Raw genomic sequence first — 12,770 nt, forward strand, 5'->3', positions numbered from 1 at the left:
CGGGTTCAGGAGGCCGCCATGGCGGACGGGTAGATGTCGGGACGCAGGATTTCCATCAGCGTCTGCGGCCGCGATGGCGCGGTGAAACCGTAGTGCGCGTACAGGCCATGGGCATCGCCCGTGGCGAGCATGAACCGCCGCAGTCCCTGCAACTGGGGATGGACCATGACCGCATCCATCAACCGCTTGCCGAAGCCACGCCCGCGCTGCGACGGCAGCACGAACACGTCGGCCAGGTAAGCGAACGTCGCACCGTCGGTGGTCACCCGGGCGAAGGCCACCTGCCCCGCGCCTTCGAGGTATCCACCGAAGCACAGCGAACCGGCGATCGCCCGCTCCAGGGTCGTGCGCGGGATGCCACGGCTCCAGTACGCCTCCTGCGACAGGAAGCCGTGGATCAGGTCCACGTCCAGTTCGTCGCGATCGGTGCTGATGCGCAGCGTTGCCATGTCAGAGGTTCCGGGCGAATTCGACGAAACCGGCGTCGCGGACCCAGCCTTCGGCTGCGTAGAGCGACTGCGCCGGACCGTTGTCCACCGCCGTCGAAAGCACCAGCTTCACCGCACCGCGCGAACGCGCGTCGTCGCCGGCGCGGCGCAGCAAAGCGCGGGCCACCCCGCGTCCGCGACCATCCGGGGCGACGAACAGGTCGTTGAGGATCTCGATCGGTGCGGTACCCACCGAGGTGAACGAGGGATACAGCTGGACGAAGCCGAGCGCCGCGCCCTGCGCATCCACCGCCAGCAGCAGGTGCGAGTCGCCCCGCTCCAGCCGCTCGCGCAGGAACGCGCCGGCGCGCAACGGGTCGGACGGCTGCCCGTAGAACACCCGGTAGCCGTCGAACAGCGCGGCCAGCGCCGGCAGGTCGTCCTGGCCGGCGCTGCGCACCTCGAAGCTGGCGGTCGCCTCGCTCATCGCGTCATCGCCTCAGCGGTTGACCTCGGCCCACAGGGTGCTGCTCATGCCGAACAGCTTGATGAAGCCCTCGGCTTCCTCCACGCCCCAGTCGGCCGACTGCGCGTAGGTGGCACCCTTGGCGTTGAGGATGTGCGGCGAGCGGATCGCGACCGCATCGACGCGACCGCCACGGGTCTCCAGCACGACCTCGCCGTTGACCTGCGACTGCGAGGACTCCAGGAACGCTTCCAGGTCGGCCTTGAGCGGGTCGTGGTAGAAGCCTTCGTAGACCAGTTCCACCCACTTGCGTGCCACGTCCGGCTTGAAGCGGTTCTGCTGCTTGCTCAGCACCGCTTCCTCCAGCGCGCGGTGCGCGGCCAGCAGTGCGGTCAGGCCCGGGGCTTCGTACACGATCCGGCCTTTCAGCCCGATCACGGTGTCGCCGGTGTACATGCCGCGGCCGACACCGTACTGGGCGAACATGGTGTTGAGCCTGGCCAGGATCTTCGCGCCCTCCATCGGCTTGCCGTCCAGCTCGACCGCTTCGCCGGCGACGAACTTCAGGGTCACCGTGAGCGGCTCGGCCGGCCACGACGCACGCGGCACGCACCAGCCACGCGCACCCTCGCCCGGGGCCTCCCACCTGTCGATCTCGCCACCGGACATGGTCACGCCCAGCAGGTTCTCGTTGATCGTGTAGTGCTTCTGCTTGGCGCGCACCTCGAAGCCGCGCTCCTCCAGGTACTTCTGCTCGTAGGCGCGGGTCTGGGTGTGCTGCTTCTGGATCTCGCGGATCGGCGCCACGATGCGGTAGTCGCCCTGCGCCTTGACCGCCAGGTCGAAGCGCACCTGGTCGTTGCCCATGCCGGTGCAGCCGTGCGCGATCGCATTGGTGCCCAGCTCGGCCGCGCGCGACAGCGCCGCGTCCACGATCAGGTAGCGGTCGGAAACCAGCAGCGGATACTGCCCCTGGTAACCCTCGCCCGCGCGAACGAACGGCTTGACGAAGCCGTTCCAGATCGCGTCGCCGCCGTCGACGGTGACGTGGCTGGCCACGCCCAGCTCGGCCGCGCGCGCTTCGATGAAGGCGCGCTCCTCGGCGTCGACGCCGCCGGTGTCGGCGAACACCGTGTGCACGCTCCAGCCCTGCTCCTTGAGGTAGGGCACGCAGAAGCTGGTATCCAGGCCGCCGGAAAAGGCCAGGACGATGTCGCGGGAAGTATTGGGGCTGGTGCTCATGTCGGTGTTTCCGTGGGGAATGCGTGGGAGTTCGTTTGCTTCGGGTGCTTCAGCGCACCAGGGCGGACATCACCGCCTTCTGCACGTGCAGGCGGTTCTCGGCTTCGTCGATGGCAATGCAGTTCGCGGAATCCATCACCGCGTCGGTGGCCTTGACGTTGCGGCGCAGCGGCAGGCAATGGGAGAACACGCCGTTGTTGGTCAGCGCCATCTTGCGCTCGTCGACGATGAAATCCTTGAACCGGTCGCGGATCGGCTTTTCAGGTTCCCAGTTGCCGAAATACGGCAGCGCACCCCAGCTCTTGGCATAGACCACGTCTGCGCCGGCATAGGCGCTGTCGATGTCGTGGCTGACCTGGAACGAGCCGCCGTTCTCGGCCACGTTGCGCTCGGCCCAGCCCATGTAGCGCTCGTCGAGGATGTATTCCGGTGTCGGGCACAGCAGGGTCACGTCCATGCCCATGCGCGTGGCGATGGTCAGCGCCGAGTTGGCCACCGCGGTGTTCAACGGCTTGGGGTGGTAGGTCCAGGTCAGCACGTACTTCCTGCCGCGCAGGTCCGGGGTGCCGAAGTGCTCCTGCAGCGCCAGCGCATGCGCAAGCTCCTGGCAGGGATGGGTGATCGTCTCCATGTTGATCACAGGCACGGTCGAGTACTTCGCGAAGGCCTTGAGCACGTGGTCCTCGCGGTCGTAGCTCCAGTCCTTGAACTTCGGGAATGCGCGCACGCCGATCAGGTCGACGTAGCGGGCCAGCACCCGCGCCACTTCGGCGATGTGTTCCTCGGTATCGCCATCCATCACCGTGCCCAGCTCGAACTCGATCGGCCACGCGTCCTTGCCCGGCTGCAGCACGATCGCGTGGCCACCGAGCTGGAACGCGCCCAGCTCGAAACTGGTGCGCGTGCGCATGGACGGGTTGAAGAACACCAGTGCGATCGACTTGCCCTTGAGCTCGCCGCCCAGCTTGTTGCGCTTGAACAGCGCAGCCTGGGTCAGCAAGGCATCCAGTTCGGGACGGCTCCAGTCCTGGGTGTTGAGGAAGTGCTTGAGCGACATCGATCGTTCCCTTGCAGTGGTGGCGGCCGCGACCGTGGTCGCGCGTGGACGGGTTCTACCGGACAGGCCGGGCTTGGAGCGGTGTTCTCTTGCGGGTGAAACTTTTGCCAGGCCGGAAATGAAAAAACCCAGCCTCAGAGCTGGGTTTTCCGAACGGACAGCACGACGCTCCGGTCACCCAGCTGAAAGGTGGGGTTCCGGTCGGCGCGCACGCGACGTCATCCCGGAGGCCATCCGGGCGGCGCTTGCGGCGTGCGGCTGAAGGTCGGTGTTCATTGGTCACGCATGTTCGCACGCAGGCGCGGGCAGGCGCAAGCGCGCGGGGTCAGGGCGGCGGCAGGGGCGGCGCTTCGGCTTCCCAGGGCGTGACTGCGACCCGGACGCGCAGGCGGTTGCCCGGATCCTCGGCCAGGCGCGACCGGTACTTGGTGCCCTTGTAGACATAGTCCACGTCGTAGGCGATCGGACGCTGGAACTGCCGGTCCACCTGGACCAGGCGACAGTTCTCGCGCTTGGCCGGTGCAGCCGGTGCGGCCGGCACCGGCGTGGTGGCGGCCTCGTCACTGGAGAACACGCCCTTGACCGAATCGAACATGCGGGTGAACACGCCGGGCTCGTGCGGCTTGGCAGCGGGCTTGTCCTGCGGCGCTGGCGATGGCTCGCAGTGTTCCTCGGTGCGGGAGGCTCGCAGGGTCTGGTAGACCGGCTCCACGCGCAGGACCTGGGCATAGTCGATCTTGACGTTCTCCGCCGGTACTACCCGGATCCGGCCATCGGCCTGGCCCGCCTCCTGGGCGGCCGCAGGCTGCAGCGCGCAGCAGGCCATGCCCAGCAGTGTGGCTTCGAGCAAGCGGCGCATCGGGACCGGAGGTGACAGGAACAGGCTCACAGTTTAGGCGGCGCGCCTTGCAGCCCGCTGAACCGCACCACACGGGCACTCGATCGACACGCCCGGAAAGCCTCGCGGAGGGGTCGCCCGGCCGACTCCGGGGCACGTCGAGCTAGAATCCCCCGTCTCCGTCACCACCCCACCGTGCCGATGCCCCTGCGCCTGTACAACAGCCTGACGCGCCGGGTCGAGCCGTTCGACCCGCTCGACCCCGCTTCCCCGACGATGTACGTGTGCGGACCGACGGTCTACAACTACGTGCACATCGGCAACGCGCGCGGCCCGGTGGTGTTCGGCGTACTGGCCGCTTTGCTGCGGCGGCGGCACGGCGGCCTGCGCTACGCGCGCAACATCACCGACGTGGACGACAAGATCAACGCCGCGGCCGCCGCGCAGGGCGTGCCGATCACTGCGATCACCGATCGCTTCGCGGCCGCGTACCGCGAAGACATGGCCGCCCTGGGGGTGACCGGGACCTTCGCCCCGGACATCGAACCGGAAGCAACAGCCCACATCGGCACGATCATCGCGATGATCCAGCGCCTGATCGAAAGCGGCCATGCCTACGCGGCCGAAGGCCACGCTCTGTTCTCGGTCGGCAGCTTCGCCCAGTACGGCCAGCTCTCGCGCCGCGATCCGGAGGAAATGCTCGCCGGCGCGCGCGTCGAAGTGGCCCCGTACAAGCGCGACCCCGGCGACTTCGTGCTGTGGAAGCCCTCCACCCCCGACCTGCCCGGCTGGGATTCGCCGTGGGGTCGCGGCCGACCCGGTTGGCACATCGAATGCTCAGCCATGGCCGAGGCCCACCTCGGGCCGACCATCGACATCCATGCCGGCGGCATCGACCTGCAGTTCCCGCACCACGAGAACGAAGTCGCGCAGAGCCAGTGCGCGCACGGCGGCGCGACCTTCGCCCGCTTCTGGCTGCACAACGGCATGCTCAACTTCGGCGGCGCCAAGATGAGCAAGTCGCTGGGCAACGTGGAAAAGGTCCATGACCTGGTCCGCGCGCATCCGCCCGAAGCACTGCGCTACGCCCTGCTCAGCGCGCACTACCGGCAGCCGCTGGACTGGTCCGATGCGCTGATCGAACAGTCGCTGCGCACACTGGACCGGCTGTACGGGACGTTGCGCGACCTGGGCGATGTCGCCGCCACGCCGGTGATCCCGCGCGCGGTCGAGGACGCCCTCGAGGACGACCTCAACACCCCGCTGGCGTTGGCCGAAGTGGCGCGCATCGCCAGCGAGGCGCGCAGGGCCACCGATGCGGCCGAGCGGGCACGCCTGAAGGGCGAGCTGCTCGGTGCCGGGCTGGCCCTGGGCGTGCTGCAGCAGCCCGCGGCGGAGTGGTTCAACCGTGGCGCCTCCGGCGACGACGATGCGCGCATCCAGGCCCTGGTCGAGGAACGCGCGGCCGCGAAGCAAGGCCGCGATTTCGCCCGTGCCGATGCCATCCGCGACCAGCTTGCCGGCGAGGGCATCCTGCTGGAGGACACGCCCCAGGGCGTGAGATGGAAGCGGGGCTGAGCCGGCACGCCCCAGGCATCCCGCGCGGGAAGCGCCGCGGCAGCCAGGACAACGCAAAGGATCCACCGTCGGCGTATGGCCGGCCGGATCCTCCCATGAAAGCAGCAAGGCAAGAATCGACAACGTGAGCGAAACCACTTTCCCCCTCGAACCCACCGCTGTGGCCGCACAAGCCGCGATCAAGGAAGAGTTCGCCTTCTTCGGCGACTGGTCCGAGCGCTACCAGTACCTGATCGACCTGGGCCGCAAGCTGCCGCCTTTTCCCGATGCGTGGAAAGCCGAGGAGCACCGCCTGCTGGGCTGCCAGTCGCTGGTCTGGATCGTGCCGCAGGGCAACCGCGAGCGCCTGGACTTCCATGCCATCAGCGACTCGGCCATCGTCTCGGGCCTGATCTTCCTGGCGCTGCGGGTGTATTCGGGCCGGTCCGCCGCCGAGATCCTGGCCACCGAACCGGACTACATCGCCGACATCGGCCTGGCCAGGCACCTCTCGCCAACCCGCAGCAACGGCCTGGCCTCGCTGCTGGCCTTCATCCGCGACACCGCGCGCCAGCAGGCCTGAAGTGGCGGGCGCGCCGGGCCTGGCGGTGCCCTCGCCCCTGCGCGAGCCCGGCTACCGGGTCCTGCTTGGCTACCGGCTGTGCGCGATCCTCTCCTACCAGATCGTCGCGGTCACCGTCGGCTGGCATGTCTACGAACTGACCCGCAATACATTCGCGCTGGCCCTGGTCGGCCTGGCCGAAGTGCTGCCGTTCATCGGCATGGCCCTGTTCGCCGGCTACCTGGTCGACCACCTGCCCAAGCGGCGCCTGGGTGCGACCGCCTGCGCCGGGCTGGCCACCACCGCGTTGCTGCTGACCCTGATTTCCACCGGCCACCTGGCCCCGGGCCAGACCTGGCCGATCTACGCGGCGATCGTGCTCACCGGCCTGGTGCGTTCGTTCCTCACCCCTGTCTATACCGCCCTGTTCGCCCAGGTACTGCGTCGCGAGCAGTTCGCGCGCGGGGCCAGCATCGGCAGCATCGCCTTCCAGACCGCGCTGGTCTGCGGACCGGCACTGGGCGGAGTGATGGTCGGCTGGGCCGGGAAAACCGCGGCCTACGCGCTGGCCGCGGTACTGGCCCTGGTCGCCGGCGCCGTGCTGCTGTCGTTGCGGGTGGCCGAGCCGCGCGCGGAAGGACCGCGCGCGCCGGTGTTCACCAGCATTGGGGATGGCCTGCGTTTCGTGTTCAACAACCAGATCATGCTCGCCGCGCAGGCGCTGGACCTGTTCGCAGTCCTGTTCGGCGGTGCAATCTCGCTGGCGCCGGCGTTCATCGCCGAGATCCTGCACTACGGACCGGAAGGACTGGGCATCCTGCGCGGCGCACCGGCGCTGGGCGCGGTCGCGGTCGGCATCGTGCTCGCCCGCAGGCCGCCGGGACGCCACGCCGGGCGCCTGTTGCTGTGGGCCGTGGCCGGGTTCGGCGTGTGCATCATCGGTTTCGGCCTGTCGCGGCACTTCTGGCTGTCGGCCCTGTTCCTGCTGCTATCGGGCATCTGCGATGGCGTCTCGGTGGTGATGCGCACGACGATCATGCAGCTGGTCACCCCGGATGGCATGCGCGGCCGGGTCGCCTCGATCAACGGCATCTTCATCGGCTCGTCCAACGAGCTGGGCGCGTTCTACGCTGGCTCGATGGCCCGCTTGCTGGGCCTGGTCCCGGCGGTGGTGCTGGGCGGCTTCGTCACGCTGGGCGTGGTCGCCACCACCGCGGTCAAGGCGCCGAACCTGCGGCGGCTGGACCTGAAGGACCTGCAATGAGGACCACGACCAGGCACGTGCGCACCAGGACCTGACCTTACCGGCGCCCCGGACGGTCACCAACGGGACCATGCGTGGGAGCGGCTTGCGCGCGATGCCGAAAGACGCAGGCCGGAAATGACGAAGCCCGCCGGAGGGCGGGCTTCGTGGATCGCATCGCGGCGGGGCTTATTCGCCCTGCTGCTTCTGCATGTGCTCCCAGCGTTCCTGCGCGTCGATGGTGCGCTCGGCGGTCAGGCGCGCCTCCAGGCGCTCCAGGCCGATCTCCTCGCCGGTATCCACGCAGAAGCCGTAATCGCCAGCTTCCAGCCGCTTGAGCGTGCTGTCGATCTTGCCGATCAGCTTGCGGTAGCGGTCGCGGGTGCGCAGTTCGAGCGAGTTCTCGGTCTCGCGGGTGGCGCGCTCGGCCTCGTCGCCGATGTCGCGCACTTCGTCCTTGAGGTTCTCGATGGTCTGCTTGGATTCCTCGACCAGGTCCGCCCGCCATTGCAGCAGGCGCTGGCGGAAGTATTCCTGCTGCAGCGGGCTCATGTACTCCTCGTCCGCCTTGGGCTTGTAGCCCTTGGGCAGCTGCGGGCGACCGGTGGTTTCATCCACCTTGTAGTCGATGACACGGGCGGTATTGCGCAGGGACGGTGCTTCGGACTTCTTGGACACGATGGCCACGGCGACCTTGCCCTTCGGCCTCGGGGCCGTCTGCGAGGGCGAGACGACCAGGGTGGAGGGCTTGATGGGATTCTTGGCGGGGGATTTCTTTGCGGACACGGGCTTCGATGTGGCTGGAGCGGCCGCCTGCGCCGGCTTTGCAGGAGCAGGCTTCACGGAAGCTGACTTTGCAGGTGCTGGTTTTGCGGGGACCGACTTGGAGGGGACCGGTTTGGCGGGAGCGGACTTGACCGGCGCGGCCTTGGCCACGGCGGACTTCGCCGGAACCGGCTTGGACACCGGCTTTGCGGCCGGCTTGGTGACGGGTTTCGCGGGAGCCTTCTTCGCCGCCGGCTTGCTCGCCGGGGCTGGCTTGGCGCCCTTCTGCGGGGCCTTGGCAACCTTCTTCGCCGCAGGCTTGGCAACGGGCTTGGCCTTGACCGGCGCCTTCACCACCTTCTTGGCAGCCGGCTTGGCCGCCTTCGCGGCTGGCTTGGCCGGAGCAGCCTTGGCCCCCTTTTGCGGGGTCTTGGCCGCCGGCTTCTTGGCGACGGCCTTCTTGGCAGGAGCAGCGGGCTTCTTGGCCGGCTTCGCGGCCTTCTTCACGGGTTTCTTGGCAGCCACGTACGAAGGTTCCTCTCTGGATTTCCCCGTTACCGGGAAAGCGCGCCTTTATAGCTCACCCCACCCTACGCGGCAACCTTGAACGCCGCCGGGTATCATGTCCCGGTGATCGAACGCCTGCTCATCGCGATGTTGCGCGGCTACAAGCGCTTCATCAGCCCCCTGCTCGGCCCACGCTGCCGTTTCGTGCCCAGCTGTTCGGAATACGCGATGCAGGCCATCGCCCTCCACGGCGCCCCGCGTGGCTCCTGGCTGGCCATGCGCCGGCTGGCGCGCTGCCATCCGTTGCATCCGGGAGGCTTGGATCCGGTTCCCGAGCGCCAAGGCCATCCCCCCTCCTGCTCCTGCCCAGGACACCATCGATGAGCACGCTGATCGTCAACGCCCGCCTGGTCAACGAAGGCCGTGAATTCGATGGCGACCTGCGCATAGACAACGGCCGCATCGCGCAGATCGGCCAGGGCCTGCAGGCGCGCGGCGGCGAGAAGGTGGTCGATGCCGCCGGCCGCTGGCTGCTGCCGGGCATGATCGACGACCAGGTCCACTTCCGCGAACCGGGGCTGACCCACAAGGGCGACATCGCCAGCGAATCGGCCGCGGCGGTGGCCGGCGGGCTGACCAGCTTCATGGACATGCCCAACACCAACCCGCCCACGCTCGATGCGGCGGCGCTGGAAGCCAAGTACGCGCTGGCCCGGGGCCGCGCCTGGGGCAACCACGGCTTCTACCTGGGTGCCAGCAACGACAACCTCCAGGCGGTGCGCACGCTGGACCCGAAGACGGCACCGGGCATCAAGGTGTTCATGGGCGCCTCCACCGGCAACATGCTGGTCGACAACCCGGAAACGCTGGACGGCATCTTCCGCGAGGCGCCGACGCCGATCATCACCCACTGCGAGGACACGCCGACCATCGACCGCACCCTCGCCGAGTTCAAGGCGAAGTACGGCGAGGAAGGCCTGACGCCGGAGATGCATCCGGACATCCGCTCGCGCGAGGCCTGCATCAAGTCCACCGAGCTGGCTCTGTCGCTGGCGCGCCGGCACGGCACCCGCCTGCATGTCCTGCACATCTCCACCGCCGACGAGCTGGCGCTGTTCGAGCGCGGGCCGCTGGTGGACGCGGCCGGCAAGGTGCGCAAGAAGATCACTGCCGAGACCTGCATCCATTTCCTGCGCTTCGACCGCGCCGACTACGCGCGACTGGGCAACCTCATCAAGTGCAACCCGGCGATCAAGGACGCTTCCGACCGCGAAGCCCTGATCCAGGCCCTGGTCGAGGACGTGGTCGACGTGCTGGCGACCGACCACGCGCCGCACACCCTGGAAGAGAAGCAGAAGCCCTTCCTGCAGGCGCCTTCGGGCCTGCCGCTGGTGCAGTACGCGCTGCTCGCGGCGATCGAACTGGTCCACGAGAAGCGCATGGACATCACCCGCGTGGTGCAGAAGGTCTCGCATGCGCCGGCGCAACTGTTCGACGTCAAGGAGCGCGGCTATCTGCGCGAGGGTTACTGGGCCGACCTGGTCCTGGTCGACGACGAAGCGCTGACGGTGCGTCGCGAAGACGTGCTGTCCAAGTGCGGCTGGTCGCCGTTCGAGGGCACCACCTTCCGCTCGCGGATCGGCGCGACCTGGGTCAACGGGCGCCTGGTCTGGAATGGCCGCGAACTGATCGGCACCCCGGCCGGGCATCGACTGGAATTCGACCGCTGATGCCATTGCGGATCGTTGCCGGCCTGCGCCGGTTGCGTGCCCTGGCAGGAGCGTCCACGCTGGCCGCGGCGCTGGTTCCGGCCGCCGTCACGGCCCAGTCCGACGACCGCGTCGTGTTTCCCGCCAGCGTGCCGCAGGGCGCCATGGTCCTGGGCAAAGTGCCGCCGGGCAGCCGCGTGGAGTACGCAGGCCGCTCGTTGCGAACCACCGGCTACGGCAGCGTGGTGTTTGGCATCGGCCGCGACGAGAGTGGACCGGTGCAGGTCACGGTCATCCGACCGGACGGGAGCCGTCGCGACGCGAGCATCGCCGTCACTGCGCGCGACTGGCCGGTGCAGCGGGTGGACGGCGTCCCGCCGAAGACGGTGGATCCGCCGCCGGTGATCGCCGAGCGGATCCGGCGCGAACAGGCACAAGTCACCGCCGCGCGCGCGCGCGACGACGATCGCGCCGACTTCGCCAGACCTTTCACCTGGCCGGTGCAGGGCCGGATCAGCGGTCGCTTCGGCAACCAGCGCGTCTACAACGGCAAGCCGGGATCGCCCCACTCGGGCATGGACATCGCCGCGCCCACCGGCACGCCGGTCCTGGCGCCAGCGGCCGGCGTGGTCACCTTCGCCGCGCCGGACCTGTACCTGACCGGCGGCACCGTGCTGCTGGACCATGGCTTCGGGATCAGCTCCAACTTCCTGCACCTTTCGCGGATCGACGTGAAGGTAGGCGACCGTGTCGAGCAGGGCCAGGTGATAGGCGCCGTGGGCGCGACCGGGCGTGCGACCGGGCCGCACCTGCATTGGGGGATGAACTGGTTCGACGTGCGCATCGACCCGCTACTGGTGCTCGAGCGCCCGAAGTAGCGTCGTCGCTTTACCGCCGCAGCGCGCGGCGGCGCGTCTTACGCCCTTGCAACCACCAACGCATCATGGCGCGGTTCGACGTGCGCATCGACCCGCTACTGGTGCTCGAGCGAACGCAGTAGCGTCGTCGTTTTACCGCCGCAGCGCGCGGCGGCGCGTCTTACGCCCCGCAACCACCAACGCATCATGGCGCGGCTCGACGTGCGCATCGATGCGCTCTGGTGCTCGGGCGGACGCAGTAGCGGTGCGCGGCGGCTATTTTGAGGTTCTTCCCCCGACTCCGTGGAGGGTCGCCCGGATCTGGAGTGGCCACGACCGGTGGAGCGGGTCGGCCGTATGCCTGTCCTTCACTGGGGAGTAGAACCTCTTGGGGTCCTGTTCCGTTTCGGTGAGGCCGGGATCTTGGCCTCGCCGCGACCTGCGGTCCACTACGGGGCTATCGGATCGCTGGCGTACATCGGGCTCCTTGTAGGAGCGGGCATGGCCGCGACACCGACGTCATCGGCATGGACGACGTCCGGAGGTTCCGGCGGCCTCGGTGTCGCGGCCATGCCCGCTCCTACAAGGGCACAGCCACGCTCAGGCGGCCGGACCGCTGCCGCTGACCGTGGCGACCGCGTCGTGCGGATGCAGGCTCTCGAAGTGCGAGACGGTGGCCTGGTAACGCTCGATCCGCGGGTCGGCCGACAGCACCGAGGCCACGCGTCGCGCGGCGTCCTCGCAGAACATCAGGTTGTCCGCGTTGAGCATGGCAAAGGCCTGCTCGTCCTCGCGCTTGACCGCGGTCTGCACAGGCGTGCCGAGCGCGGCCTCCAGCGCGTCGACCAGCGCCACCAGCGGCAGCTCGTCGAACTGCGGACGAAGTTCCACCTTCACCTTGGCTTCGCTGCGCTGCGCATGCGGGGTCGCGGCCATGCCGCGCTCCGAAGCCAGCCAGTCCCTGACCACGCCGGTGGAGATGGGATGGGTGCCGGCGAAATCCCCGGCGAAACGTTCGGCATTGGCCTGGCGCGACAGCGCCGCCGAGCACGGGCAGGTGCTGGAGTATTCGACCCCGAAACCGAGCACCAGCTTCAGGTGGCCGTTCTCGAGCAGCGCCTCGATCTCGACCGGATAGCGCTTCCAGCCCGCGTTGTCGCTGCGCAACGCACGGCGCAGCAGCAGCGCCTCGTAGCGCAGGCGCAGGCGCGCGCTGCCGGACAGGCCAGCCTGCGAATCGACGCTGGCCTGCAGGATGTGGCGCAGCCCGGCGGGGGTGACTTCGTGCCGGGCGAGTTCCTCCTGCAGCCGCATGTACAGGCGCGACATGTGGATGCCGCGCTCGCCGGCCTGCTTCAGGTCGACCGACAGGTCGACCTGGGCGGCGACCTGCACGTGCCCGCCGGCGCCGTCGGAGACGCGCACGGGAATGGCGATGCCTTCCATGCCGACCCAGTCCAGCGGCCGCGCCAGGATGGCGGGCTGGTGGGCGACGTCAGGCAACGAGGCGGCGTGGGAACCGGGAACGGGAACGGACAT

The 12,770-nt window shown here is 68.7% G+C and carries 14 protein-coding genes; 7 read left to right on the forward strand and 7 right to left on the reverse strand.

What is annotated here, in order from left to right; genetic code table 11:
- Positions 1 to 5: 5 nt before the first annotated feature.
- The 5 genes from MNQ95_RS00265 to MNQ95_RS00285 form a co-directional block, all read right to left on the reverse strand.
- A complete protein-coding gene (locus tag MNQ95_RS00265; RefSeq protein ID WP_162409288.1) occupies positions 6 to 449 on the reverse strand; it encodes a GNAT family N-acetyltransferase in 444 nt (147 codons plus the stop codon).
- Position 450: 1 nt separating this feature from the next.
- A complete protein-coding gene (locus MNQ95_RS00270; RefSeq protein ID WP_162409286.1) occupies positions 451 to 915 on the reverse strand; it encodes a GNAT family N-acetyltransferase in 465 nt (154 codons plus the stop codon).
- A gap of 12 nt (positions 916 to 927) precedes the next feature.
- Positions 928 to 2,136, reverse strand: a complete 1,209-nt coding sequence (locus tag MNQ95_RS00275) for an argininosuccinate synthase (RefSeq protein ID WP_241953460.1) — start codon at positions 2,134 to 2,136, stop codon at positions 928 to 930.
- Between the two features lie 49 nt (positions 2,137 to 2,185).
- The gene (locus MNQ95_RS00280) at positions 2,186 to 3,193 is read right to left on the reverse strand and encodes an N-acetylornithine carbamoyltransferase (protein ID WP_162409282.1); all 1,008 of its coding nucleotides are present in this window, start codon (positions 3,191 to 3,193) and stop codon (positions 2,186 to 2,188) included.
- A gap of 325 nt (positions 3,194 to 3,518) precedes the next feature.
- Positions 3,519 to 4,052 carry a ribonuclease E domain-containing protein gene (locus MNQ95_RS00285; protein ID WP_241953461.1) on the reverse strand — a complete coding sequence of 178 codons (534 nt, stop codon included), beginning with the start codon at positions 4,050 to 4,052 and terminating at the stop codon, positions 3,519 to 3,521.
- Positions 4,053 to 4,232: 180 nt separating this feature from the next.
- Here MNQ95_RS00285 and cysS point away from each other — a divergent pair, with 180 nt between their 5' ends.
- The 3 genes from cysS to MNQ95_RS00300 all read left to right on the forward strand — a co-directional run bounded on the left by cysS (position 4,233) and on the right by MNQ95_RS00300 (position 7,414).
- Positions 4,233 to 5,609 (forward strand): cysteine--tRNA ligase, encoded by a 1,377-nt coding sequence (gene cysS / locus MNQ95_RS00290; protein ID WP_241953462.1) that lies wholly within the window; start codon positions 4,233 to 4,235, stop codon positions 5,607 to 5,609.
- 124 nt (positions 5,610 to 5,733) lie between these two features.
- A complete protein-coding gene (locus MNQ95_RS00295) occupies positions 5,734 to 6,171 on the forward strand; it encodes a SufE family protein (protein WP_162409278.1) in 438 nt (145 codons plus the stop codon).
- Position 6,172: 1 nt separating this feature from the next.
- A complete protein-coding gene (locus MNQ95_RS00300) occupies positions 6,173 to 7,414 on the forward strand; it encodes an MFS transporter (RefSeq protein ID WP_241953463.1) in 1,242 nt (413 codons plus the stop codon).
- A gap of 168 nt (positions 7,415 to 7,582) precedes the next feature.
- Here the strand turns inward: MNQ95_RS00300 and dksA are convergent, their stop codons facing one another.
- Positions 7,583 to 7,945 carry an RNA polymerase-binding protein DksA gene (gene dksA / locus MNQ95_RS15850; RefSeq protein ID WP_425501313.1) on the reverse strand — a complete coding sequence of 121 codons (363 nt, stop codon included), beginning with the start codon at positions 7,943 to 7,945 and terminating at the stop codon, positions 7,583 to 7,585.
- 199 nt (positions 7,946 to 8,144) lie between these two features.
- Here dksA and MNQ95_RS15855 point away from each other — a divergent pair, with 199 nt between their 5' ends.
- Genes MNQ95_RS15855 through MNQ95_RS00320 form a run of 4 tightly spaced genes read left to right on the forward strand, consistent with a single transcriptional unit; the run spans position 8,145 to position 11,252 of the window.
- Entirely contained in the window at positions 8,145 to 8,765 is a 621-nt protein-coding gene (locus MNQ95_RS15855) for a pentapeptide repeat-containing protein (RefSeq protein WP_425605688.1), read from the forward strand.
- A gap of 47 nt (positions 8,766 to 8,812) precedes the next feature.
- Positions 8,813 to 9,049 (forward strand): membrane protein insertion efficiency factor YidD, encoded by a 237-nt coding sequence (yidD, locus tag MNQ95_RS00310; RefSeq protein ID WP_238390297.1) that lies wholly within the window; start codon positions 8,813 to 8,815, stop codon positions 9,047 to 9,049.
- A complete protein-coding gene (locus MNQ95_RS00315) occupies positions 9,046 to 10,395 on the forward strand; it encodes a dihydroorotase (protein WP_241953464.1) in 1,350 nt (449 codons plus the stop codon). Before yidD ends, MNQ95_RS00315 begins: the two co-directional genes overlap by 4 nt.
- Complete coding sequence (locus MNQ95_RS00320; RefSeq protein ID WP_241953465.1) at positions 10,395 to 11,252, forward strand: M23 family metallopeptidase; 858 nt, start codon at positions 10,395 to 10,397, stop codon at positions 11,250 to 11,252. Before MNQ95_RS00315 ends, MNQ95_RS00320 begins: the two co-directional genes overlap by 1 nt.
- A gap of 579 nt (positions 11,253 to 11,831) precedes the next feature.
- Here MNQ95_RS00320 and folE2 read toward each other — a convergent pair.
- On the reverse strand, positions 11,832 to 12,770 hold the full coding sequence (gene folE2 / locus MNQ95_RS00325) for a GTP cyclohydrolase FolE2 (protein WP_241953466.1): 939 nt from the start codon (positions 12,768 to 12,770) through the stop codon (positions 11,832 to 11,834).

The sequence above is a fragment of the Pseudoxanthomonas daejeonensis genome (assembly GCF_022637495.1).
GTDB classification, from domain to species: domain Bacteria; phylum Pseudomonadota; class Gammaproteobacteria; order Xanthomonadales; family Xanthomonadaceae; genus Pseudoxanthomonas; species Pseudoxanthomonas daejeonensis.

What these genes read in the sequence shown, in the direction of transcription:
- MNQ95_RS00265 (WP_162409288.1), bottom strand. Translation starts at nt 449, where the DNA reads ATGGCAACGCTGCGCATCAGCACCGATCGCGACGAACTGGACGTGGAC.
- MNQ95_RS00270 (WP_162409286.1), bottom strand. Translation starts at nt 915, where the DNA reads ATGAGCGAGGCGACCGCCAGCTTCGAGGTGCGCAGCGCCGGCCAGGAC.
- MNQ95_RS00275 (WP_241953460.1), bottom strand. Translation starts at nt 2,136, where the DNA reads ATGAGCACCAGCCCCAATACTTCCCGCGACATCGTCCTGGCCTTTTCC.
- dksA (WP_425501313.1), bottom strand. Translation starts at nt 7,945, where the DNA reads ATGAGCCCGCTGCAGCAGGAATACTTCCGCCAGCGCCTGCTGCAATGG.
- MNQ95_RS00315 (WP_241953464.1), top strand. Translation starts at nt 9,046, where the DNA reads ATGAGCACGCTGATCGTCAACGCCCGCCTGGTCAACGAAGGCCGTGAA.
- MNQ95_RS00280 (WP_162409282.1), bottom strand. Translation starts at nt 3,193, where the DNA reads ATGTCGCTCAAGCACTTCCTCAACACCCAGGACTGGAGCCGTCCCGAA.
- cysS (WP_241953462.1), top strand. Translation starts at nt 4,233, where the DNA reads ATGCCCCTGCGCCTGTACAACAGCCTGACGCGCCGGGTCGAGCCGTTC.
- folE2 (WP_241953466.1), bottom strand. Translation starts at nt 12,770, where the DNA reads ATGTCCGTTCCCGTTCCCGGTTCCCACGCCGCCTCGTTGCCTGACGTC.
- MNQ95_RS15855 (WP_425605688.1), top strand. Translation starts at nt 8,145, where the DNA reads ATGGGATTCTTGGCGGGGGATTTCTTTGCGGACACGGGCTTCGATGTG.
- MNQ95_RS00285 (WP_241953461.1), bottom strand. Translation starts at nt 4,052, where the DNA reads ATGCGCCGCTTGCTCGAAGCCACACTGCTGGGCATGGCCTGCTGCGCG.
- yidD (WP_238390297.1), top strand. Translation starts at nt 8,813, where the DNA reads ATGTTGCGCGGCTACAAGCGCTTCATCAGCCCCCTGCTCGGCCCACGC.
- MNQ95_RS00320 (WP_241953465.1), top strand. Translation starts at nt 10,395, where the DNA reads ATGCCATTGCGGATCGTTGCCGGCCTGCGCCGGTTGCGTGCCCTGGCA.